20 protein-coding genes are annotated in these 23,537 nt (G+C 43.4%); 8 read left to right on the plus strand and 12 right to left on the minus strand.

The features are described from left to right. The first annotated feature begins 23 nt into the window (after window positions 1-23). Together R7Q38_RS06475 and R7Q38_RS06480 are read left to right on the plus strand one after the other, a co-directional pair. Window positions 24-797 (plus strand): hypothetical protein, encoded by a 774-nt coding sequence (locus R7Q38_RS06475; RefSeq protein WP_005385811.1) that lies wholly within the window; start codon window positions 24-26, stop codon window positions 795-797. A gap of 206 nt (window positions 798-1,003) precedes the next feature. Then, window positions 1,004-1,243 (plus strand): hypothetical protein, encoded by a 240-nt coding sequence (locus R7Q38_RS06480; RefSeq protein ID WP_005385812.1) that lies wholly within the window; start codon window positions 1,004-1,006, stop codon window positions 1,241-1,243. Window positions 1,244-1,304: 61 nt separating this feature from the next. Here the strand turns inward: R7Q38_RS06480 and R7Q38_RS06485 are convergent, their stop codons facing one another. The 8 genes from R7Q38_RS06485 to sohB all read right to left on the minus strand — a co-directional run bounded on the left by R7Q38_RS06485 (window position 1,305) and on the right by sohB (window position 10,415). Next, the gene (locus R7Q38_RS06485; protein WP_239939006.1) at window positions 1,305-3,143 is read right to left on the minus strand and encodes an extracellular solute-binding protein; all 1,839 of its coding nucleotides are present in this window, start codon (window positions 3,141-3,143) and stop codon (window positions 1,305-1,307) included. A gap of 499 nt (window positions 3,144-3,642) precedes the next feature. Beyond that, window positions 3,643-4,344 (minus strand): orotidine-5'-phosphate decarboxylase, encoded by a 702-nt coding sequence (gene pyrF, locus R7Q38_RS06490; RefSeq protein ID WP_005376667.1) that lies wholly within the window; start codon window positions 4,342-4,344, stop codon window positions 3,643-3,645. A gap of 84 nt (window positions 4,345-4,428) precedes the next feature. Beyond that, window positions 4,429-5,604 (minus strand): lipopolysaccharide assembly protein LapB, encoded by a 1,176-nt coding sequence (gene lapB / locus R7Q38_RS06495; RefSeq protein WP_005376665.1) that lies wholly within the window; start codon window positions 5,602-5,604, stop codon window positions 4,429-4,431. Between the two features lie 18 nt (window positions 5,605-5,622). Beyond that, entirely contained in the window at window positions 5,623-5,919 is a 297-nt protein-coding gene (locus R7Q38_RS06500) for a LapA family protein (protein ID WP_005376663.1), read from the minus strand. 269 nt (window positions 5,920-6,188) lie between these two features. Then, a complete protein-coding gene (gene ihfB, locus R7Q38_RS06505; protein WP_005385816.1) occupies window positions 6,189-6,470 on the minus strand; it encodes an integration host factor subunit beta in 282 nt (93 codons plus the stop codon). Between the two features lie 213 nt (window positions 6,471-6,683). Beyond that, window positions 6,684-8,354 carry a 30S ribosomal protein S1 gene (gene rpsA, locus R7Q38_RS06510; RefSeq protein WP_005385817.1) on the minus strand — a complete coding sequence of 557 codons (1,671 nt, stop codon included), beginning with the start codon at window positions 8,352-8,354 and terminating at the stop codon, window positions 6,684-6,686. Window positions 8,355-8,464: 110 nt separating this feature from the next. Beyond that, on the minus strand, window positions 8,465-9,145 hold the full coding sequence (cmk, locus tag R7Q38_RS06515; protein WP_021033981.1) for a (d)CMP kinase: 681 nt from the start codon (window positions 9,143-9,145) through the stop codon (window positions 8,465-8,467). Between the two features lie 208 nt (window positions 9,146-9,353). Continuing rightward, window positions 9,354-10,415: a protease SohB gene (sohB, locus tag R7Q38_RS06520; RefSeq protein WP_005385819.1), complete on the minus strand. Its 1,062-nt coding sequence runs from the start codon at window positions 10,413-10,415 to the stop codon at window positions 9,354-9,356. A 254-nt stretch (window positions 10,416-10,669) separates the two neighbouring features. Between sohB and R7Q38_RS06525 the strand changes: the two genes are divergently transcribed. The 4 genes from R7Q38_RS06525 (at window position 10,670) to R7Q38_RS06540 (ending at window position 16,748) form a co-directional block, all read left to right on the plus strand. After that, window positions 10,670-11,416, plus strand: a complete 747-nt coding sequence (locus R7Q38_RS06525; protein ID WP_213905694.1) for a YciK family oxidoreductase — start codon at window positions 10,670-10,672, stop codon at window positions 11,414-11,416. A gap of 129 nt (window positions 11,417-11,545) precedes the next feature. After that, window positions 11,546-12,238: a translesion DNA synthesis-associated protein ImuA gene (imuA, locus tag R7Q38_RS06530; RefSeq protein ID WP_318114167.1), complete on the plus strand. Its 693-nt coding sequence runs from the start codon at window positions 11,546-11,548 to the stop codon at window positions 12,236-12,238. Window positions 12,239-12,242: 4 nt separating this feature from the next. Further along, window positions 12,243-13,646 carry a Y-family DNA polymerase gene (locus R7Q38_RS06535; RefSeq protein WP_239939167.1) on the plus strand — a complete coding sequence of 468 codons (1,404 nt, stop codon included), beginning with the start codon at window positions 12,243-12,245 and terminating at the stop codon, window positions 13,644-13,646. Window positions 13,647-13,673: 27 nt separating this feature from the next. Continuing rightward, a complete protein-coding gene (locus tag R7Q38_RS06540) occupies window positions 13,674-16,748 on the plus strand; it encodes an error-prone DNA polymerase (RefSeq protein ID WP_213911078.1) in 3,075 nt (1,024 codons plus the stop codon). Between the two features lie 72 nt (window positions 16,749-16,820). On the opposite strand, the gene R7Q38_RS06545 is transcribed toward R7Q38_RS06540, so the two are convergent. Next, window positions 16,821-17,774: a chemotaxis protein CheV gene (locus tag R7Q38_RS06545; protein ID WP_005372976.1), complete on the minus strand. Its 954-nt coding sequence runs from the start codon at window positions 17,772-17,774 to the stop codon at window positions 16,821-16,823. Between the two features lie 363 nt (window positions 17,775-18,137). Continuing rightward, window positions 18,138-19,355 carry an ROK family protein gene (locus R7Q38_RS06550; protein WP_005385828.1) on the minus strand — a complete coding sequence of 406 codons (1,218 nt, stop codon included), beginning with the start codon at window positions 19,353-19,355 and terminating at the stop codon, window positions 18,138-18,140. Window positions 19,356-19,762: 407 nt separating this feature from the next. Between R7Q38_RS06550 and pyk the strand changes: the two genes are divergently transcribed. Then, a complete protein-coding gene (pyk, locus tag R7Q38_RS06555) occupies window positions 19,763-21,205 on the plus strand; it encodes a pyruvate kinase (RefSeq protein ID WP_005372972.1) in 1,443 nt (480 codons plus the stop codon). A 108-nt stretch (window positions 21,206-21,313) separates the two neighbouring features. Here pyk and R7Q38_RS06560 read toward each other — a convergent pair whose 3' ends face one another. Then, complete coding sequence (locus R7Q38_RS06560) at window positions 21,314-22,465, minus strand: patatin family protein (RefSeq protein ID WP_005372971.1); 1,152 nt, start codon at window positions 22,463-22,465, stop codon at window positions 21,314-21,316. Window positions 22,466-22,509: 44 nt separating this feature from the next. Beyond that, entirely contained in the window at window positions 22,510-22,602 is a 93-nt protein-coding gene (locus R7Q38_RS06565) for a YnhF family membrane protein (protein WP_005372970.1), read from the minus strand. A 127-nt stretch (window positions 22,603-22,729) separates the two neighbouring features. Between R7Q38_RS06565 and R7Q38_RS06570 the strand changes: the two genes are divergently transcribed. Further along, window positions 22,730-23,320, plus strand: coding sequence for an outer membrane protein (locus tag R7Q38_RS06570; RefSeq protein WP_005372968.1), 591 nt, complete (start codon window positions 22,730-22,732; stop codon window positions 23,318-23,320). The last annotated feature ends 217 nt before the right edge of the window (window positions 23,321-23,537 follow it).

Consider the following 23,537-nt stretch of genomic DNA (forward strand, 5'->3'; position numbering starts at 1 on the left):
CGAAAAGCCGAAAAGGAAATTGGATGAAACCATGTAACCTGCTATCACTCTCCTCACTCATTCTTGTATTACCTACATCAGTAGCGCTCTCAGCCGAGACACAAGAATCTCGTTGGCGAAATAGCATAGAAGTGTACATGCTAGGACTGAATATCCACGGGGATACCAGTATTGGTCGCTTTTCATCAGAGGTGGATGTCGATCCTAAGTTCATCGTAGACCACCTCGATATTGGGGCGATGTTGCGATTCGAGAGTATTTACCAAAGTAAGTGGGGCTACTACATAGATTATAGTTTCATGAACTTAAGTGGTGATGTTAATAATATCAAGGGCGCTCTGCCTAACGCTCGTTATCGTGCGGACATCGAAATACGGCAAGGTGTTCTAGAAGCAAAGGCATTCCAACGCGAACAATATTCATTTGGTAAACTGGATTATATGTTTGGATTACGTTGGTGGGACAATGACATCACCGGCAAGCTGTATCGTAATGACAACCGGGTACTAGAAGATAGACTGTCATTACAAGAAGATTGGGTCGATTTTTTAGTTGGCTTGCGACTCATTGATGAATTGAGCGAAAACTGGCGATTTCATGCCAGCATCGACGCCGGACTTGGCAACGATACTCACTTCACTTATGCCATTCAAACTGGTGTTCGTTATCGTTTTAACGAATGGTCTGATCTCAACTTAGCTTACAAGTCGACCTGGGTTGATTACAAAAATGAGGGAGTATTTGAATATGATACAGCTTCTCAAGGGCTTTTAGTCGGACTTGGCTTTTACTTTTGATCAGGTGAAACCCTAGCCTATATTCAAGCGTTGTAACGTGTACTAGCTCTAGGTACACGTCTAGTGCCGCGTTACAGATGCTTAAATAAGGCAAATTGATCTTCATCAGACTATAAATTGCTCTTCGGTGTTACTCTCTGTCGCAAAATATAAAACCCCACTCTATGACCTCATATAGGTCTTATTGATAAGGTTCCCGAGTAGCAATGTCGATTAACATTTCCGATTTAACCACCGCCCTAAATAAGGTGGAGCATATTCATAAAGTTCAGCTTGAAAACGTACATCAGTTCTTCAAAGCAAACGAAGCTTTCTCGTTGCAAACATTCAGCCAGCTGATATCAAGCGACTCGCTTGATGATCGATTTAAAACCATCGATAAAGCTTTCTCTTTGCTTGGTGATGCAAAAACCTACCTTTTAGAAGTGTCTTACCTTATTAAGTAAAAAAAGAAAGCCCCGATAAAATTCATTACCGGGGCTATCATTTTCTATCTAAACTAATGACTTACAATTTGTAACGATCATCAATTACCGTTAATTCTGGGAAGGTTTTACCCTCGTCCATCGCTTCCTCTGTCTCTTCTTTTACTTGGTTATCAATCCAGAAATTACCGATATCCATTGGATGAAGCACCCATTCTGTCGCTTTTGTCATGCCATTTTTAGGAATTTTAACCCAGCGCCAATGAGCAACTCGAGAATAAGGCACCATGTAGCCAGGAACGATGATATTCGCTTTGCTGACATAGTTTTGGATTTGATGCGACAAGTCGTAACGTTTCTCCTGATCAAATTCAGAGTCATACGCTTCAATTAACTTGTCTAGCTCAGGGCTGCTGTAGTTGGTGTGAGCATTCGTTTGTGGTCGATTTGCATTATCCGAGTGTAGGTATTCCCAATACGCAGGGATCTCACCAGAGCCCATATTCAAAAACGCTAGCTGATGCTTTTTCTCAAGAATGTATTTAAACGCAGATGAGCCATCCACCAAGTTTAACGTGAACTCAAGACCAGCAAGTTTCGCTTGCTCTTTCAGGTATGCAATACGCGGTGTCCAAGAGTTGTATCCGTAGGTGATGGCAAAGCTCAAGCGTTGGCCCTTGTCGTTAACACGAATACCATCTGCGCCCACTTTGTCAAAGCCCGCTTTTTCGAAGTGTTTAACCGCCGCATCAGCATCAAACTTTGGCGGTGTATTGTTAGGATCATCGTATTCGCCATGACCAAAGCCGAGTCCATGCGGTTTACGTGAATAATCTCCACGCATGATGTTTTCAATCATGCCGTCATAGTCAGTGGCTGCCATAACACCTTTACGCACTTCTAGGTTATACAACATCGGCATCGCTGTGTTCATCCAAAGACCACCAGCTCCTTGCGGTGCTTCGTTAAAGCCCCAGTACTTTTGGATATAGCCTTTTTTGTACACATCACTATTGGTTTTGTCATGCCAAAAGCTTGGTAGCACCATCTCAAAGTAGTCTAAGTTGCCTTTCTCAAAGTGCTTCATAGCAATATCAGGATCGCGAATCACCTTAATGCGAACCTTTTCAACGTTATAACGGTTTTTATAGTAGCGGTTGTTGTATCCCCACCAATCTTCACCGACATGTTTGAATGTCACGCTCTTACCTTTCTTCACTTGATCAATGTAGTAAGGCGCTGCGGTTGGCTCAGATTTAAAGTTAAACTTTCTGACGAAGTTATCAGGCATGCCATCGTTATTTGCGTCCTTTTCTCCTTCAAAGAAGTGTTCAGGACGAGGCTGAAAACCATTACTTGGCATGTTAATCATAACCATAAGTGAGTCATGACTTTGAGCTACAGCAAGATTGACTTTGATCGTGTAGTCATCAATTTTTTCAACACTCACAATACTGTTTGTGAAGAAGTCGTTATACCACGGGTCGATAATGTCTTTTGACGTGTAGTACTTCATCATAAAGACGTAATCATCTGCTGTAATTTTTTCACCATCTGACCACTCGGCCGTTTCGTCGAGTTTAAAGAATACGGTTTTGTTGTCCTCTCCAAATGCCCATGACTTAGCAAGTTGAGGGATCCATTTGCCAGTATTTGGATGACGCTGAGCCAGTTTTGGTGAACCATCCATTAAGTATTGGCGCAAACCTGAGTTCGCATCTGGACCAACACTTCGTAATGTTTGCGGAAAGCTCTGAATGTAAGTGCGATAGGTGCCACCTCGTACCGCTTCTTCAGAGGCAAATAGAGGTTCGTTGTTGTTTGAAATCCATTCGATATCAGCTGGCAATTCTGCCGCACTCAGTTGAAAACTGGCAGCGGTCAGTGTTGCTAGTACTGAAAATGGCAGTTTTTTAGTCATGTTTCTTCCTTGTTGTGTTTGCGCACTAAGGTCGTAACAAGGAAGACAGCGTGTGAAAGCTCACAGAAAGCTGCGATTTAAAATACGCAGATAGGAAATAATAGGAACGTAATATGAAGTGACGTCCTGCCAGCTTCTATATTAATTTCAAAGAGTTTCACTAGGTCATCCTAGACCTTACAACGCAGTGAATGCATCTTCGCCATAGTATTCTTTAGACATTTGTAACGCAAGCCATCAATAACACATGATTGCATTTTCGAGGCATCACAGTGAGTTATGTTACAAAAGTGTGATCGGCATAGTACCAAGCCCTACTTTACTCAGAATAAACCGCAGAACCTTTATCTCAATTGGCCCCGATATACCAGTTAAAGCAAGTAAATGATCAGACATAGCTGGTTAAAAGGAATGGTTGTTTACCGCGATTAGTATTTTCATTCGATATAAAAAGTGAGGCATCTTAGCCTCACTTTTCTCCATACAATCGAGACAGTGCTTACATGTTAGATAAGCTCTCATTGATCGACTTCAGCACTTCTGCAGGATTTGACGCTTGAGTGATAGGGCGACCAATCACAAGATAATCTGAACCTGATTGGATAGCGTCTACTGGCGTCATGATACGGCGTTGGTCACCTTGTTCTGAACCAGCAGGTCGAATACCAGGGGTCACTAATTTAAATTCTTGGCCTAGTTCGCTCTTCAGTAGTGAGGACTCTTGCGCTGAACATACCACGCCATCTAAACCTGCGTTTTTGGTCAAGGTTGCTAGACGAATAACTTGCTCCTGAGGCGCAACATTCAAACCAATACCAGCTAAATCACTTTGTTCCATACTGGTTAGTACCGTTACACCGATAAGAAGTGGACGATCTTTACCATATGGTTCAAGAATTTCACGTGATGCCGTCATCATACGCTCACCACCGCTCGCGTGTACGTTCACCATCCATACACCCATTTCAGCCGCAGCGCGAACTGCTTTCGAGCAGGTGTTTGGAATATCGTGAAATTTTAAATCTAGGAATACAGAGAAACCACGTTTATGGAGTTCACGTACAAAATCAGGACCAAATAGCGTAAACATCTCCTTGCCAACTTTTAGTCGGCATGACGCAGGATCAATTCTATCTACAAACGCAAGTGCATCTGCTTGGTTATCATAATCCAGTGCGACAATAACTTTTTGGTCGATCATTTCATCTCCTAACTGTTTTGGTTCTTATTCAATAAAAAGTTAAAAAAATGCAGCGGACAGAAACTCTGCCAGCTGCATTAAGAATTATTCACCATCCAATCCGCGGATTGGCTTGATCGTCCCCCATCCTTTACAGGACGGACAATGCCAATAAAGGGAATGGGTAGAAAATCCACACTTCCGGCATCGGTAATGCGGTTTCACTTTTAACTGTTCACCCACCATCGCTTGTAGTGTTGATAGGCTGTCTTTCGCTCGACCATCTTCTGCTTCTGCAATGTGGTAGTCAATTAAACGGTAGAAGCCCTTCATGGTTGGGTTTTTCAGCAATTGTTTCGTCAGTAACTCTTGAGCAGCCCCAACGTTCTCGTGATGAGCAACTAATTGAGCCAACATCAACTCGGCTGATACGCCTGCTTTCTTATCAATACAAGCTCTCAGAAACTCGACAAGTTCATCTTCCTGACCCAGATGATGATAGCATTCTGCAATAGTTGGCAAGACATCACTGATAAAGTCTTTATCTTGCTCAAGTACCCCCGTCAGATATTTGATGGTGTGCTTATAGTCTTCAGACTCTAGGTAAATTCGTCCCAAAGCAATACTTGCTCGAACACACTTCGGGTCTTCCGCTAACGCTTTTTTAAAATGCTGTATTGCCTTATTAGTATTCCCATCAGCTTGGTCGAGCATGGCTATTTCACACCAAAAATGGGCAATATTTGCACGCATCCTTGAGCGTTTATTACCTAACTTAGCCAATTGGTTCGCGTAATAAATCGCCTTTTCCCATTCTCGTGTTTGCTGATAAATGGTCACTAATTGTTGAAGAGCCGCCTCTTTGTAATCTGGCTCTTCGACTAACTGTTCGAAGATTTTCTCTGCACGATCAAGAAAACCTGAGACCATGTAGTCTTTCGCTAACTGTTGAAGGGCGAGGTTCTTTTGGTCCAGTGTTAAGCCTGAACGAGAAATAAGATTTTGGTGAATTCTGATTGCGCGGTCGACTTCACCACGAGACCGGAACAGGTTACCCAACGCAAGGTGAGTATCGATGGTCTCGTTATCAACTTGGAGCAATTCAATAAAGTGATCGACAGCCTTATCTGATTGGTCAGAGAGCAGCAGATTAAGACCCGTCATATACTGACGAGAGATTTGATGAGATTGCTTCTGCTTGTCTTGCTGAGCGCTGCGATGCCCCATATACCAGCCATACGCAGCAGCTATAGGCAACAACAAGAAGAGTAGTTCAAGCATTAAAGTTAAGCCTTATCCTTATGCCTGTTTTTCAATGGCTGGCTTATCAGCAGCGTTGTTTGATTCAGTTGGTTCGTACTTTTTCAGTTTTTTCTTTAAACGACGGACCTGTAGCTGAGTTTTCAGTTGGATGCTACCAAAGATAACCCACGCTAAAGCAAAGCCAACCACAAATACTACACCTAATAGCGTAGATAAGTGGAACTCTCCTTTTGCTAGAAGATAGTTAAAAGTCACGAGCTCTTGGTTTTGGGAACCTAACGCCAATGCAATTAAAAAGAGAGCTAAAACAGCAACGATTTTTATAATTTTCATGTTACATCACCCTTCTAGGAGTAAGTCGGTAAGATTATGCAGGAAAATGCTTCTTCAGACTACGTATATTAGCAATAATCTATACCCAAGTAACCTCAAGATGCTTAGTTTGTAGACATGCTTAGAAGTTAAAGTTATTTGGGTATAGAAAACAGCTGAATCCACAATTAGATTAGTAAACGATCTTGGATGTATGACTAACTTGGATACATTACAAAAAAGCGGCATACACAAACGTATGCCGCTTTTTTCAAACTAATAATAGTGCATTAACCAATATTTACACGCTCACGAAGTTCTTTACCAGGTTTGAAATGTGGAACGTATTTACCTTCCAATTCCACTTTATCGCCCGTTTTAGGGTTACGACCTACGCGAGGCTCGCGGTAATGAAGAGAAAAACTACCAAAGCCACGGATCTCGATACGGTCACCGCTCTCTAGTGTAGAGGCCATGTGCTCTAAAATATCTTTTACAGCATCCTCTACCTCTTTCGCTGATAAGTGTGTTTGCTCAGCGCAGAGTCTTTCAATCAGTTCAGACTTAGTCATAGTTGCCCTCTTTGAGTATCTTTATCACTTATTATAGTAAGTAATACTAATTCCAACAAACACTTGCTGACAATTCTAGACAAATTTTATGCAAAATGCGCAATGAAGAAATGCCTTTTATTAAGATAGTTTACTGTCATTAGTATTACTACTTAAATATGACCAAATATAAAAAAGGAGCCTTGCGGCTCCTTTTTTGCTTAAGCGAGTATATTATTCGCCTTTAGCAGCTTTGAAAGCGTCAGCCATTGCGTTACCGAATGCATTGTCATCTTGCTTGTTGATAGATGCCATTGCTTCTTGCTCGTCAGCTTCGTCTTTAGCTTTGATAGATAGGTTGATTACGCGGTTCTTACGGTCTACACCTGTGAACTTCGCTTCAACAACATCACCAGCGCTTAGGATTAGAGAAGCATCTTCTACGCGATCGCGTGATACTTCAGAAGCACGGATGTAACCTTCAACGCCTTCTGCGATTTCAACAGTAGCGCCTTTAGCGTCAACAGCAGTTACAGTAGCGTTAACTAGAACACCTTTCTTGTTGTCAGCAACGTAAGCATTGAATGGGTCATTTTCCATTTGCTTGATGCCTAGAGAGATGCGCTCACGCTCAGCGTCTACTGCTAGAACAACTGCAGAGATCTCGTCGCCTTTCTTGTACTCACGTACAGCTTCTTCGCCAGCAACATTCCAAGAAATGTCAGATAGGTGAACTAGACCGTCGATGCCGCCTTCTAGACCGATGAAGATACCGAAGTCAGTGATAGACTTGATCTTACCAGTAACTTTGTCGCCTTTAGCTTGTGCTTCAGCGAATGACTGCCATGGGTTAGCTTTACACTGTTTCAGACCTAGAGAGATACGACGACGTTCTTCGTCGATTTCAAGAACCATAACCTCAACTTCGTCGCCAACATTAACAACTTTAGAAGGGTGGATGTTCTTGTTAGTCCAATCCATTTCTGAAACGTGAACTAGACCTTCAACGCCTTCTTCGATTTCAACGAAGCAGCCGTAGTCAGTTAGGTTAGTTACGCGACCAGTTAGTTTGTGACCTTCTGGGTAACGCTTAGCGATTGCTACCCATGGATCTTCGCCTAGTTGCTTAAGACCTAGTGATACGCGAGTACGCTCACGGTCGAACTTAAGAACTTTAACTTGGATCTCGTCACCAACGTTAACGATTTCAGATGGGTGCTTAACGCGCTTCCAAGCCATATCAGTGATATGTAGAAGACCGTCAACGCCACCTAGGTCAACGAACGCACCGTAGTCAGTAAGGTTCTTAACGATACCTTTAACTTCAGAACCTTCTTGTAGAGTTTCTAGAAGCTCGTCACGCTCAACGCTGTTCTCTGATTCGATAACTGCACGACGTGAAACAACTACGTTGTTACGTTTTTGGTCAAGTTTGATAACTTTGAACTCTAGCTCTTTGTTTTCTAGGTGAGCAGTGTCGCGGATTGGACGTACGTCTACTAGAGAGCCAGGAAGGAAAGCACGGATACCGTTTAGTTCAACAGTGAAACCGCCTTTAACTTTACCGTTGATGATACCAACAACAGTTTCAGCTTCTTCGTAAGCTTTCTCAAGTACGATCCAAGCTTCGTGACGCTTAGCTTTCTCACGAGAAAGTTGAGTTTCACCGAAACCATCTTCAACAGCGTCTAGAGCTACGTCTACTTCAGCGCCAACTTCAACTTCAAGTTCGCCAGCAGCGTTCTTGAACTGTTCAGCAGGGATAGCAGATTCAGACTTAAGACCAGCGTCAACAAGAACGAAACCGTTCTCGATAGCTACTACAGTACCTTTAACGATGCTGCCTTGTTGGAATTCTGTTTCGTTTAGAAACTCTTCAAAGAGTTGAGCAAAAGATTCAGTCATTTAATTAATCTTCAATAAATTAAACTTCCACGGGTATCCTACCGCATGGGGTTATTAAATTCGCCAGTCATCATCCTTGCGACCAACGCTCTTAGCCTAGTCGAGTATTATTACTCAGCTAGCTTCGATTCGATATATTGTAGTGCCTTTTCTACTACTTCGTCGATAGTCATCGACGTAGAATCTAGCACAAGCGCATCCTCAGCAGGGCGTAATGGCGCCACTGGGCGGTTACGATCTCGGTCGTCACGCTCTTGGATCTCGCTTAAAAGGTCAGCAAATCTAACATCTAACCCTTTCTCTTGCAACTGTTTAAGGCGTCGATTTGCACGCTCTTCAGCACTCGCATCAAGGAAGATTTTTGCTTGCGCACTCGGGAATACAATTGTGCCCATATCACGACCATCAGCAACCAGACCCGGAGCGGTCTCAAATGCACGCTGACGACGTAGTAATGCTTCACGAACACGTGGCAAAGCCGCAACTTTAGATGCTGCCATACCCGTTTCTTCTTTACGAAGCTCCCCTGACACGTCTTCGCCTTCTAGAATGACCTTAACTAAGTCACCTTCCGCGATAAATTGAACGTCTAGGTGTGTTGCTAGTGGGACAAGAGCATCTTCTGACTCGGTGTCGACACCGTGGTGAATCGCAGCGAGTGCAAGTACACGATAAATTGCGCCAGAATCTAAGAGTTGGAAACCCAACTTTTTCGCCAGCAACATACATAAAGTGCCTTTACCTGCACCACTAGGTCCATCTACGGTTACAACCGGAGTTTGAGAGGACATGTTCTTCTCCACCAATAGTTTCTTTTCAGCAATTTGCTCGGTTTTCGAGGCGCACATTATACGGGTAATCAGTCTTTGGAGCGAGGAAAAATGTCGTGTAAAGCATTACACCTAATGCGTAATTGGATTCATCAATAAACATAAAGTTCAACAAAAACGGCGAGAGCTTCTGCCCTCGCCGTTTTAAATGTCATGAACTTAAGCTCGATTAAACAATCGGCTTTTGACCACGCTCAGCTAACTTTAAAATCACACTATCAGCGACTTTACCCGCCACACCTGCTAGCTTGTCGGCCAGTTTTTTCTTTTGTACATAATGCACAGAAAGTACAGTTTTATCTTTGCATGCCGCAACAACGATATCATCAGATGTACTAATGTCATCCACCAAACCAAGCTCTTTCGCTTGTGTACCGAACCAGTGCTCACCAGTGGCTACTTTGTCTAGGTCCAAACTAGGGCGACGCTCACGAATGAAGTCTTTAAACAAGACATGTGTTTCTTCAAGTTCTTGCTTAAACTTATCGCGCGCTTTATCGGTATTCTCACCGAACATCGTTAGCGTGCGTTTATATTCACCCGCTGTTAGTTGTTCGTACTCAATGTCATGTTTCTTCAACAGTTTGTTGAAGTTAGGAATTTGTGCGATAACGCCAATAGAACCCACAATTGCAAATGGTGCAGAAACAATTTTATCTGCTACACATGCCATCATGTAACCGCCACTTGCCGCAACTTTGTCAACAGAGATGGTCAGAGGAAGACCCGCAGCTTTGATTCGGTCCAGTTGAGAAGAGGCAAGGCCGTAACCATGAACCATACCACCGCCAGACTCTAAGCGAAGTAACACTTCATCACCTTCACGTGCGACAGCCAAAATAGCGGTGATTTCTTCACGTAGAGACGCGACTTCTTTTGCGTCTATGCTACCGTTGAAATCAAGAACAAATAGGTGTGGTTCACGCTTGCTATCTAATGAACCGTCTTTGCTCGCTTGTTTGATTTCTTTCTCGCGAGATTTGTTCTTCTCTTTTTCTTCTTTCTTGACGGCTTTATCTCGAGCCTTGATGAAAGCATCGTCATGCAAATGATGCTCTAACTGCTCAACAGATTGTTTGTGTTGCTCTGAAAGGTTGGTAATCTCTAACTCCCCTTTCGCCGCACCCGATTTGCCACCAGCCGATTTTGCAATAATGAGCAGAACAATTATCGCAGCAACCACCGTGATAATTTTGGCCAGAAACAGACCATAATCTAATAAAAATTCCAACGAGAGCTCCTTTATCTCATTTCAGATGACGTTAGTATGTTACGCAGAAACATCAGCGAGAAGGCAGCGCGGTTTGTAACCACTTGTTCTGATTGATAGCATACCTAACGAAAGTTCTGGAATTGGTATAACACATGAATTGGTGTATTGTAACCATCTTGTCACGATTACCAAGATTTTCCATTGAGAAACAGGCGTTTTTTAGCGTCAATTAACTATCATGGACCCTCTTACAATAATAAGGATTTATCGCCGTGAACTACTCCGTTTCAGCTGATGCTCTAAAAGGTAAAGTCATTCTTGTTACTGGCGCTGGTAATGGCATCGGCCGTCAAGCCGCGCTTTCTTATGCCGAGCACGGTGCAACTGTTATTCTCTTGGGTAGAAATGTGCAAAACCTTGAATCTATCTATGATGAGATTGAAGCTTCTGGCTATCCACAAGCAGCTATCATTCCATTGGATCTCAAGGGAGCAACTCAGCAGAATTACATTGATATGGCAGAGACAATCGAAGGACAGTTTGGTCGCTTGGATGGTCTATTACACAACGCAGGTGTCTTGAGTTCGCTGTGTCCATTTGATCAAATCAAAGAGGAAGACTTCGACGATATCATGCAGATCAACGTGAAAGCCGAAGTGCTAATGACTCAAGCATTACTGCCTGTGATGCGTAAATCAGAAGCTGGGCGTATTATCTTTACCTCTTCAACCGTCGGCCACTCTGGCCGCGCATTCTGGGGGCCATACGCTATCTCTAAATTTGCCGTAGAAGGCATGATGCAAGTTTTAGCTGACGAGCTGAGTGATACACCGATCCGCGTTAACGCAATTAACCCTGGTGCCACTCGTACTCGCATGCGTGAAAAAGCATATCCGGGTGAAGATGCGAATACTCTCAAAACGCCACTGGATATCATGCCGCTATATTTGCACTTAATGGATCCTGCGGTTACCGATGTGAACGGTCAGTGCATCGACGCTCAACCGAAGCGTAAATAACTCATTCAGGTTACCTCACATAATCGATTGAAAAGGCAGCAAACGCTGCCTTTTTTCATTTCTCTCTTCATAAAAATCTTGCGACTTTCTCCCACAGAAATATACTGTACATATATACAGGTATTTATTATGCAAGATATTATTCAGAACTTAAAAAGCCAACACCTTGTTTGGCAAGCAAATTTAACGAAAGCAGATCCTCAGCAGTTGCAGACTAGTTCCGGTTTTTCTGAATTAGATGATTTGCTCGGCGGAGGCTTTCCACCTCATGGCGTAGTGGAGATGGAATCTATTGGTAGTATTGGTGAATTGCGTTTGCTCGCTCCCTATTTAAAATCCACTCATACCAATGGTATGACCGCATTTATTCAACCACCTGCGCTAGTGAATTCTCTGTTTTTACACTACATCGGGTTGGATATAAACCAAGTGTGGGTCGTTACTCCAACTCACCCCAAAGACGCTCTTTGGGCTGCAGAGCAATGTCTGAAAAGTAGGGTATGCAGTAATGTTTTGTTATGGCAAGAAGAGCTTGAAATACATCAAGTGAAACGCTTACAGGTAGCGAGTGAACAAGGGACTTGTCCTCTCTTTATGCTTAAAACAGATACTATCAACCGCTTGTCTTTGCCTGTGTCACTCAGTTTAAAACTGAAAGGCGACGAACAAGGGATTCATGTTGAAGTGCTGAAAAGGAAAGGAGGCTGGAATAGAGGTAGCGTTAGTATCGGCTTCCAACACCATTACCCACAACTGGTGAAACCATCATCTGAAACTGTGCACTCGACTGTGGTCAATTTCCCACTGGCGAACCAAGGTTAGTGATATGTCTCTGTGGATTTACTTGCACTTCCCTCGCCTGCAGCTAGACGCACTCTTTGGTGATAACCAAGAACAACCCGTGGTGATTGTCGAAAGCCAACGTTGCCAGATTATTCAATACAACGAGATTGCCGAACAACAAGGCATTAAGCCTGGTATGGGCTTAGGCAGTGCTGCGTCCTTGTGTCGAGATTTACAAGTGCATCCTTATCATCCACAAACCGAATTAAATAAATTACAAGAGGTAGCTCAGTGGTTGTATTTGATCACATCTGACGTTGTGTTGATGCCAAACCAAGGTATTTTACTGCGTGCTACTCCAATGCTCGCTCTGTATGAAGGGCTTGAAAACTATTGGAATAAAGTCAGAGCTCACTTATCGGAGCTGAAACTGAGTTTTCAATTCGGGTGTGGTTTTTCTCCTTTTGCTGCCAAATTGATGGCAATATCAGGAGCGAACGTCATCAGTGAAGACAAATCTGCCATACAAAAAGCTTTATCACCACTACCGTTAAAACTGACAGATTTATCAAACGCTACCGTAGAGAAGTTACAACGTGTAGGCGTCACCACATTGCAAAACCTGCTTGAACTGCCATTGCAAGACATCGCACGACGCTTTGATATCGATTTGGTGAACTACGTTGGTCGACTGACTGGGCAGTTTAAACACCCTGTCGACTTTTATCACCCTACCGAATCCTTCCAAGTTTATTTAGAGCTGTTGTTTGAGATCGAAAACGTTCAGTGGATTGAAAAGCCGTTGGCCAAATTACTTCGTCAACTCGAAACCTTTCTTAAATTAAGAGATAAGGTCGCTTTTGAACTGTGTTTAACACTCCACCAGCGTGAGAAACAAGAGCAACACCTTCAACTCACTTCTGCGCAAGGTGATTACCTATGTCAGCGTTGGCAACAGTTAGCGAGTTTGAGCTTAGAGTCACTCTCGCTTAATGGCCCAGTCACAGGGCTAACGTTAAAAGTCATCCGTCAAGGTGAGCCTCTTAGTGCATCACGCGATCTCTTTGCTGGGCAGAAAGGAAACATGAATGCTTTAGAGCTGCTCTCTTTACTGCAAGCTAAATTGGGGAAAAGTGCCGTTTTAAAACCCAATATTGCTTGCGATCCTAGACCAGAAAAGGCCAGTCAGTATCGCCCTGCTGATGCTCCGGATGAAAAGGGGCACGCCATACCTTCCATACTACGCCCCGCAATGCAATTACCCACTCCCATTGTATTGCAAGAACAAGTTTCTTTGGTCCACGGACCTGAGCGAATAGTTTCTGGGTGGTGGGATGGTGATGAGATCATGCGTGATTACTACATTGCACACACCAAGCAAGGCCGCTGGTTATGGATATTTCGTGATCAGCACAAGCACTGGTTTCTTCATGGTTATTTTTGTTAAATCGACAGTTATTTTTGTTGGGTCATTATGAGTTACGCGGAACTATTTTGTCAGTCTAACTTCTCTTTTTTGACTGGGGCTTCTCATGCAGAAGAGCTGGTACTCCAAGCTGCTTTCTATCGCTATCAAGCTCTAGCTATAACGGATGAATGTTCGGTCGCGGGCGTTGTCAAAGCCCATGCGACCATCGAACAACATAAACTCGATATCAAACAAATCGTTGGAAGTATGTTTTGGTTAAATGATGAATGCCAAATCGTACTGCTTTGCCCTTGTCGCAAGGCTTATGCCGAGTTGTGTCGTATCATCACAAACGCAAGGAGACGCAGTGAAAAAGGCAACTATCAACTGTTCGAATGGGATTTGATGTCGGTTCGACATTGTTTGGTATTGTGGCTGCCCACACATCAAGAGAGTGATCACTATTGGGGGCGCTGGCTCAATCAACACCACGCTAATCGTTTGTGGGTAGCGATTCAGCGCCATTTGAGTAACAACGATACTGAGTACATTGCGCACTGCGAGCAGTTAGCACATGAATTTCAATTACCTATAACTGCCTGCGGAGGCGTTCTCATGCATGATGTTGAACGCTTGCCATTACAGCATGTACTTACTGCTATAAAGCATGGGTGTAGCGTCGATAAACTCGGTTTTGATCGTATTTCGAATACAGAGCGAGCGCTTCGTCCTTTTAAAAAGTTGATTCGGATTTACAAACCAGAATGGCTGGAAGAAAGCACTTACATCGCCGATTTATGCGAGTTTAAGCTCTCAGATTTAAAATACGAATATCCTACCGAGCTGATCCCAGATGGTTATACACCCGACTCTTACTTACGTATGTTGGTCGAGCGCGGTAAAAAGCTGCGTTTTCCTGAAGGCGTGCCAGCAGAAGTCAATCAAACCATCGAGAATGAACTGGCGCTTATTCAAGAGCTGAAATATCACTACTACTTCCTTACTATTCACGACATCGTAATGTTCGCGAAACAGCAAGGCATTCTTTACCAAGGGCGAGGTTCCGCTGCAAACTCTGTGGTGTGTTATTGCCTGGAAATTACCGCCGTCGATCCTCGACAAATCGCTGTCTTATTCGAACGATTTATCAGTAAAGAACGTAAGGAACCGCCGGATATTGATGTGGACTTTGAACACGAGCGCCGTGAAGAAGTTATCCAGTATATTTACAAAAAATATGGCCGTGAGCGTGCAGCACTTGCTGCAACAGTGATCAGCTATCGCTTTAAAAGTGCCGTGCGTGAAGTCGGTAAAGCACTAGGGATTGAAGAGACCCAATTAGATTTTTTCATTAAGAACGTTAATCGCCGAGATCGCAGCCAAGGCTGGCAAGCTCAAATTATTGAACTTGGCTTACAACCAGAATCTCTCAAAGGGCAGCAATTTATCCAATTGGTCAACGAGATCATTGGCTTCCCACGCCATTTATCTCAGCACGTAGGTGGCTTTGTAATTTCATCTGGCCCTTTATATGAGTTGGTACCTGTTGAAAATGCCTCGATGGAAGATCGCACTATCATTCAATGGGATAAAGACGATTTAGAAAGCTTGAAGCTACTAAAAGTCGATGTGCTCGCACTCGGCATGTTAAACGCCATCAAAAAGTGCTTTCAGCTGGTCGAGAAACATCACCAGCGATCCCTCTCTATTTCCGAAATCACTCGCCGACAAGATGATCCACACGTGTATCGCATGATCCAAAAAGCTGACACGATAGGCGTATTCCAAATAGAATCTCGTGCACAAATGAGCATGCTTCCTCGCCTAAAGCCTGCTTGTTATTACGACTTAGTGATTCAAATTGCAATTGTTCGTCCAGGCCCTATTCAGGGTGATATGGTGCATCCTTTTTTAAAACGACGAGATCACAAAGAGCCTGTCAGTTATCCATCGGAAGAAGTAAAAAGCGTTCTTGAGCGGACTATGGGCGTCCCTATTTTCCAAGAGCAAGTCATCAAGCTAGCCATGGTAGCCGCAGGGTTTAGCGGCGGCGAGGCCGATCAACTCCGTCGAGCGATGGCATCATGGAAAAAGAATGGCGATCTCGCTAAATTCAGACCAAAACTGATCAATGGTATGCAAGAGAGAGGTTATGACTTAGCGTTTGCTGAGCGCATTTTCGATCAGATTTGCGGCTTTGGTGAGTACGGCTTCCCTGAAAGTCATTCAGCGTCTTTCGCAGTGCTGGCATATTGTTCTGCATGGTTAAAATATTATTACCCAGCCGAATTTTACACTGCATTATTGAACAGCCAACCAATGGGATTTTATAGCCCATCGCAATTAGTACAAGATGCTCGCCGACATGGCGTCGAAGTATTGCCGGTGTGCGTCAATCATTCAAAATATCAACATCATCTCGTCTCACGTCCGAATGGCAGGCTCGGCGTGCAACTTGGTTTTCGCTTGGTGAAAGGCTTTAACGCAGAAAGCGCACAAAGGCTTATTGAGCGCAAACCACTTAATGGTTACCGATCGATTCAAGAAGTAAAGCAGGTATTAAGAAGCCGAAGTGACATTGAATTATTGGCTTCAGCCAATGCATTTCAGGCCTTATCGGGAAATCGTTATAACGCTCGCTGGGCAGCAATGGATTCCTTATCTGACCTACCATTGTTTCACAAGGTCGAAGAACCCAATGTTAGCTACCAGACTCGACCCTCTGAATATGAAAATTTAGTTGAGGATTACGCAAGCACGGGACTATCTCTTAGCCGCCATCCAATTAAATTATTAGAAGAAACGGGCAAACTCCCTCACTTTACCCGCATGAGGCAACTGACAGAGAAACCGCATAAGTCACTGGTCACAGTGGTAGGTGTGGTAACAGGAAGACAATCTCCAGGCACCGCCGCTGGCGTGACATTTTTTACGTTAGAAGATGACACGGGCAACATTAATGTGGTCGTTTGGCAAGCGACAGCACGAGCCCAAAAGCAAGCGTATTTAGGCGCTAAAGTATTAATGGTGAAAGGCATTCTTGAAAGAGAGGGAGAAGTCACGCACGTTATTGCTGGTAAGTTGATTGATTGCACGCACTACTTGAACAATCTACAAAGTAAATCTCGGGATTTCCATTAGTACAGAGGAATTAAGGAGAGAGATGTTAAAAATCAGAGAGAGGTGCGCTCCCTCTGATTTCACTAGATCTAATCATGCACTTTTAGAAAGCATCTGGCGTAATCGGTCTTGAGCAACTTCAACCAGCAGATCCGGTTGGAATTTAGATATAAAGCGATCACAGCCTACTTTTTGTACCATGGCTTCATTAAAACTACCGCTCAGAGAAGTGTTCAATGTGATAAACAACTTAGACATACGTGGATCTTGGCGCACTTCATGGGTCAGTTTATAACCATCCATTTCAGGCATTTCAGCATCCGTAATCATCATCAACAGCTCTTTTTCTACATCTTTACCTTCATCACACCAACGTTTTAAAACCGTTAACGCTTCTAGCCCGTCACGACACTCGATGATATTCATACCTAATTGAGAAAGCGTATCGCGAACTTGATTACGAGCTGTAGAGGAATCATCCACAATCAGAACATTACGCCCGACCATTGCTTGGGCCAATTCTTGATCGAGAATGTCCTCCGAGATAGTCACGTCGTAATGTACGATCTCTGCTAAAACTTTTTCAACGTCAATAATTTCGACAATTTGAGAGGCATCCCCTTCTTTGATTTGCGTGATAGCCGTGAGGTAATTCGAGCGACCAGACGTGGAAGGAGGCGGCTGAATTTCAGTCCATGCCGTATTAATAATGTTTTTAACCGGACCGACTAAGAAGCCCTGCACCGTGCGGTTGTACTCTGTCACGATCAAATTTTCTTCTTCCGCTTCACCACGTAAAGCAGGAAAACCAATTGCGCCTCGTAAATCAATCACTGGTACCGCTTCACCTCGTAGAGAAGCAACCCCACGAATATTGTAGTGCGATCCAGGGAGCTTGGTTAACGGTGGAAGCTTGATGACCTCTTTCACTTTGAACACATTAATCGCAAATAATTGGCGACTATTTAAAGTGAACAGCAGAAGCTCTAGTCGATTTTCACCAACCAAGTTTGTACGCTGGTCAACCGTATTTAACACTCCGGACATACTACTACCTAAATTATGGATAATTCTTATTTTACTCGAAATCAGTACAGACACAGCAAGGTTATATAACCAAATAACCTTAAAATATTTGGCTTTTCGAGCACAGCTTTAAAGTACAACAGTTTTAGCGTATTACTTCTCTTTGCATCAGACGCAAAGTCACGCAGCACATTGAAAGCCATTTTGTTTATTTACTTGAGCTTTTTAGGAAATTACATGAATGGCGCAGATATAGCAATGCAACATAACTCAAATTCCCTTTCTAGTAATAGGCGATCAAAAAGGGTGAGCCGTTAAGTCTCACCCTAAATCACCTACAAATGCAGTCTCAACAGCCAGGCACATCATCATGTTAAAAAGTACTTAACCTTCCACAACCTTCATCAATAGTTGACCATCGTACAACGCTTGCTTAATCAACGCGGCACCAGGCATTGTGGCTTGCTTATAGAAACGAGACTCCACCAGCTCAAGATCTTGGTGATAAACAGGTAAACTCTGCTCTTCGATACAGCGACGAACCGCAGGATAAAGCACATCTTTTGCTTGGTTAATCACACCACCGATCAAGATTTTCTCAGGGTTAAATAAGTTGATCACAATAGCAATTGCAGAGCCTAAGTAGCGTCCAAGTTTTTCAATCACATCGACGGCCAAAGGATCACCGTTTGCAGCGGCTTCACAAATGCTCTCAATACTCATTTCCTCTTGTTTAGCAAGAATAGAGTCTTCGCCATCAGCGATTCGTCTTACGACTTCTTCACGAATTGCCTGAGAACTGGCAACGGTTTCCAAACAGCCAATATTGCCGCAATGACAACGTTTTCCATTTGGGTCAATTTGAATATGCCCGAGTTCACCAATGTTACCGTGACGGCCTTGCAAAACGCGCCCATCCAGAATGATGCCCGCACCTAAACCGTGGTGGATAGAGATAAGAACGGAGTTGTCATTATCTTGAGAATGACCAAAAAGCTTTTCTGCTAATGCCCAAGCTCGCGTGTCATTGGCAATGAAAACTGGCAAGCCCGTTGCTTTGTATATCTCTGGTCCAAGAGCAAGATTTTCGACATTGTAATGAGGCATCTGCAAAACGACACCTTGCTCTGAGTTCACGAGACCAGGCAGCGTAAGGGCAATACTGGTAACACGATCAAGTTGATCCGCGTAAGTCTGAAAGAATTCATCAATTTCGTAAAGCAGGCGCTCAAGCACATCGTCTTGATCAAGCTCGTGTATCTCGATTTTAGTATCGATTAGTACATCACCGCCTAACTCATGCAAAGCAATGGTTAAATAACCCCGCCCCAAACGCATTGACAAAAATTGCCAGCCTTCATTATTGACCTGCAAACCGACAGCAGGTCGACCACGACTCGTCGCTTCTTGTACTGTCGTTTCATGAATCAAGTGCGCTTCAATTAATTCTCGAGTGATTTTGGTGATACTAGCAGGAGCAAGCTCACTCTGCTTGGACAAATCAATTCGAGAAATAGGACCTTTTAGGTCAATTAGTTTATATACACGACCAGCATTGACCTGTTTGATATGATCAATATGGCCCGGTTGAGCCATGTACATCTTGCACTCCGAAATTCTATAACGGGACAATTTTTTTACTTTGCGAACTAATTGTGAAGTGAATTAATAAATCCCCGTGACAAGCATCACGTATAAACCTGTTTGTTTGTGTATTCAATCAAATAACGAAGAATCTACTCCTGTTAAATTGTTTGAAAAATAACTTATTTTTATTCACTAAATTATGAAGTAATGCCTTTAAAGCAGCGTATTTTTATCAATAAGGCCATTGCCTGTCGAATATCTGTCTATTTTACCGGGGTTACTCTTAATGTAAACATTCTGTGCATATACTTATATTCAAGTAGCTTTAAGGTGTGGGCTAAGCGAGGCTAACCTTGAGAGCGATTGCGTAAAGTAAGGATAGAGTTCAAGTTACCTGTACACACACATTCATCGGAGAATCTATGACTTCCAAATTAAGACGAACAAAAATTGTCACTACGCTGGGTCCTTCAACGGATAAGGACAATATACTTGAGGAGATCATCAAAGCCGGTGCAAACGTTGTCCGTATGAATTTTTCACATGGAACCAGTGAAGACCACATTCAACGTGCGAACAAAGTCCGTACCATTGCAGCAAGACTTGGGCGTCAGGTTGCAATTCTTGGTGATTTACAAGGCCCTAAAATCCGTGTATCAACGTTTAAAGACGGCCAAGTCATTTTGAATGTGGGCGATAAATTCACATTAGATAGTGATTTACCAAAAGGTGAAGGCAATCAAGAATCTGTAGGGTTAGATTATAAAGAACTACCGCAAGATGTTTCACCAAATGACATTTTATTACTCGATGATGGACGCGTTCAGCTGCAAGTTACCAAAGTAGAGGGTAATAAAGTTCATACCCGTGTGATTGTCGGTGGTCCACTGTCCAACAATAAAGGGATCAACAAAAAAGGCGGCGGATTGTCAGCCGATGCGCTCACAGAGAAAGATAAAGCCGACATTCTTACCGCCGCAGCAATTCAAGTAGACTATCTTGCTATTTCATTCCCGCGTAACGGCGAAGACATGCATTACGCTCGACGCTTAGCCAGAGATGCAGGCCTTGAAGCCATGTTAGTGGCTAAAGTCGAACGAGCAGAAACCGTCGCGACCAATGAGTCTATTGACGACATTATTCTCGCATCCGATGTAGTGATGGTTGCACGTGGTGACCTTGGTGTAGAAATCGGTGACCCTGAGCTCATAGGTGTCCAGAAAAAACTGATTCGCCGCGCACGCAGTTTAAACCGTATCGTGATTACTGCGACACAAATGATGGAGTCCATGATTACTAGCCCAATGCCAACGCGTGCTGAAGTGATGGATGTGGCCAATGCGGTTCTAGACGGCACTGACGCGGTGATGCTTTCTGGAGAGACCGCTGCAGGTAAATATCCTGTAGAAACGGTCAAATCCATGGCCGAAGTATGTGTGGGGGCAGAAAAAATGTCGGAGGCAAGTCTATCAACCTATCGCTTAGATAGAACCTTCGAAACCGCTGAAGAAACCATCGCAATGGCAACCATGTACTCTGCGAATCACATGGAAGGAATTAAAGCGATGATCTCGTTAACTGAGTCCGGCAGGACTGCGTTGATGATGTCTCGCTTAAGCTCTGGCTTGCCAATATTTGCCTTATCACGGAATGAATCGACACTAAATCGAGCAGCATTATACCGAGGCGTGACACCTGTATATTTCGAGTCAAAAAGTGATGCGGGTTTACCAACGGCTCAAGCAGCTATTACTAGCCTTAAAGAGCAAGGGTTCTTGCACAAAGGTGATTTAGTCATTATTACTCAAGGCGATGTAATGGATGTTGTTGGCTCAACCAACTGCATGCGCATTCTACAAGCGTAGTCGTTATACCTAACCGGAGTTAACCACAAGAACCCGCAAATAAGGCTCCGAAAATGGAGCCTTATTTATATGCTTTGTATATTGCGCACATCGTGAACGTAAGAAGGTTTATGCACTCTCTCTACCATCAATTTCAACATCCAGCTGGTCATAGAGTTGAACTAGGTTAAACCCAGCTTGAAGCCCAAGTTGATAGTCATGCTCTAGTGACTCTTGGTCACTTAACAAAGAAGAAGAACGAAGTCCCTCTTTAGGCGCAACTTGTAAAATAAAAGTGTCGTCAGGTGGAGCAGATATAAAGGCCTGAGTGAGCTCAAATGTTTGATAATGAATCATCAGCATGTCGGCTAAACCTGAATCAAAATTCTCACCAATCAGATGACTTAAACGATACAAGTTATCGGCACCGAACAACCAACGACCTCCATTTAACAGCATTTTCCCTGCAAGCTTCGATTGATGTGCTGCATTAATTTTTTGTTGGAAGAACGACGCCCAATCCAGCTTCCACTGATTCACTTTTTGCTGCCATGATTGCTGTACTGAGTTGATAGACTCTCGATACCATTCGACAGGCACATCCCCCACTTCACTTTGGGCTCTCGCTTCAATCTCTGAAAACGGCTCTGTGCGAATGACAATAATGTTGCGAGCATTCTGACGCCACGCTTCTTGAACAGGGATAGAGGCAGACACGCCGCCATCAACAAACTTATTGCCATTTACGTCGACAGGTCCGTGGTACAACTTGGGAATCGCACATGTCGCTAGCATAGTGTTAAACCACGAGTCATCCAAGATTGGTAGATATTGATCTGATAGCGTCTCTATATTCGTTACCGCAGCAAACGCTCCTCGTTTTCCCAATGCACTGCGACCTAAATCAAGGTCAAGCTTGTATGGGAAATCTTGAATCCGTTCTAATGCCCACTCTAAACCTAAGTACTGCTGCTTTCGGATATAGCGAAACAGATTAAAAAATTCAGGAGACGTTGTCAGCTCGGTAATAAAAGCTTTGCCCATGCCATGTTGACGACACAAGTAAGAACATAAGTTAAGTGCTCCGGCAGAGGTGCCATAGAATTCATCGAAAGGATCGAAGTTGGAAAGTAAAAAGGCGTCTAAAACGCCAGCGGTAAAAATCCCTCTCTGCCCTCCACCTTGCGTGACTAAAGCAGTTTTACCATGCCTAAAGTGCTCATAAACTTTTACATCAAGCTCTGCATGGCTTTCTGTGATTATACCGCTGTTACGTATCATAGGCTCACGCCATTTTGTTAAAACGTTTGGTAAAAGTGGTTATCTTAAGCTGTTGTAATAGCAATGATGCCAAATGACAAAAGCACTGCAAAAACAGTCACCACAATGATTAATGCGGATTTTAGATCGTGTTCCATAAACACCTCCTTAATATGTAACAAATTAATAACACCGGTGTGAGATATGTTCAAGATTTGCTTAATTTAGTCGCGCAATTTTGACTAACCCATCACAATTAGCTTAGTCATAATAAGGAGATAGGGCATGAACCAAAAACTCAGCTGGCTAGTAGGAATCATGATGATGAGTACTGCTATCAATGCACAAGCGAATATCATCGTTACACCATACATAGGCTATACAGGAGGCGGCCAAGTAGAGGATGAAAGTGGTAATACATACGATCTCGACCCCGCAGTGAATTACGCTCTTTCAGTCGAGACTCCCTTAGAAAAAGGAAGGATCGGATTGTTTTACTCCAATCAATCGACGGAACTTGAAAAGCTGTCCAACTCGGCAGATATCCATTATCTGCACTTCCAAAGCAGCATGTACTATCCTGTCGCAGAAAAATGGCAAACCTATATCGGTGTAGGTTTGGGCGCTTCTTACGCCGATGTGGATTGGGTAGACAAAAAATACGGATTTTCGGCTAGCGCTTTTGCAGGGCTGGAATATGAATTTTCAAAGAACTTTGCATTAACAGCCCAACTGAGATGGTTAGGAACGGTCGTTGATAACGATACATCTGGCGCCTGTACTCTACCTAATGACGGCTCAAACTGTATCATTAAGTTCGATACTGATTGGATGAACCAATTCCAATCAAATGTCGGTTTTAGTTTCCGCTTCTAATTTTTATGCATGTTCCTTTATAGGACTCGTCACAAAGAACGCTGAACGAGTCCTGCACAGAGCCGATAAAGGATATCGTCTAAACACCATTGTTTGGCAAAGTAACGAAGCATCATCTAGATAGGTGCACAAAAGATAGCCGTACGCCCTAATTAATCAAAATAGTCTTAAACACCAAAGCAATTATTAGATCCCAGTCATTTATTCCAGACAAACA

Source organism: Vibrio sp. Vb0598 (assembly GCF_033338935.1).
Taxonomy (GTDB): domain Bacteria; phylum Pseudomonadota; class Gammaproteobacteria; order Enterobacterales; family Vibrionaceae; genus Vibrio; species Vibrio alginolyticus.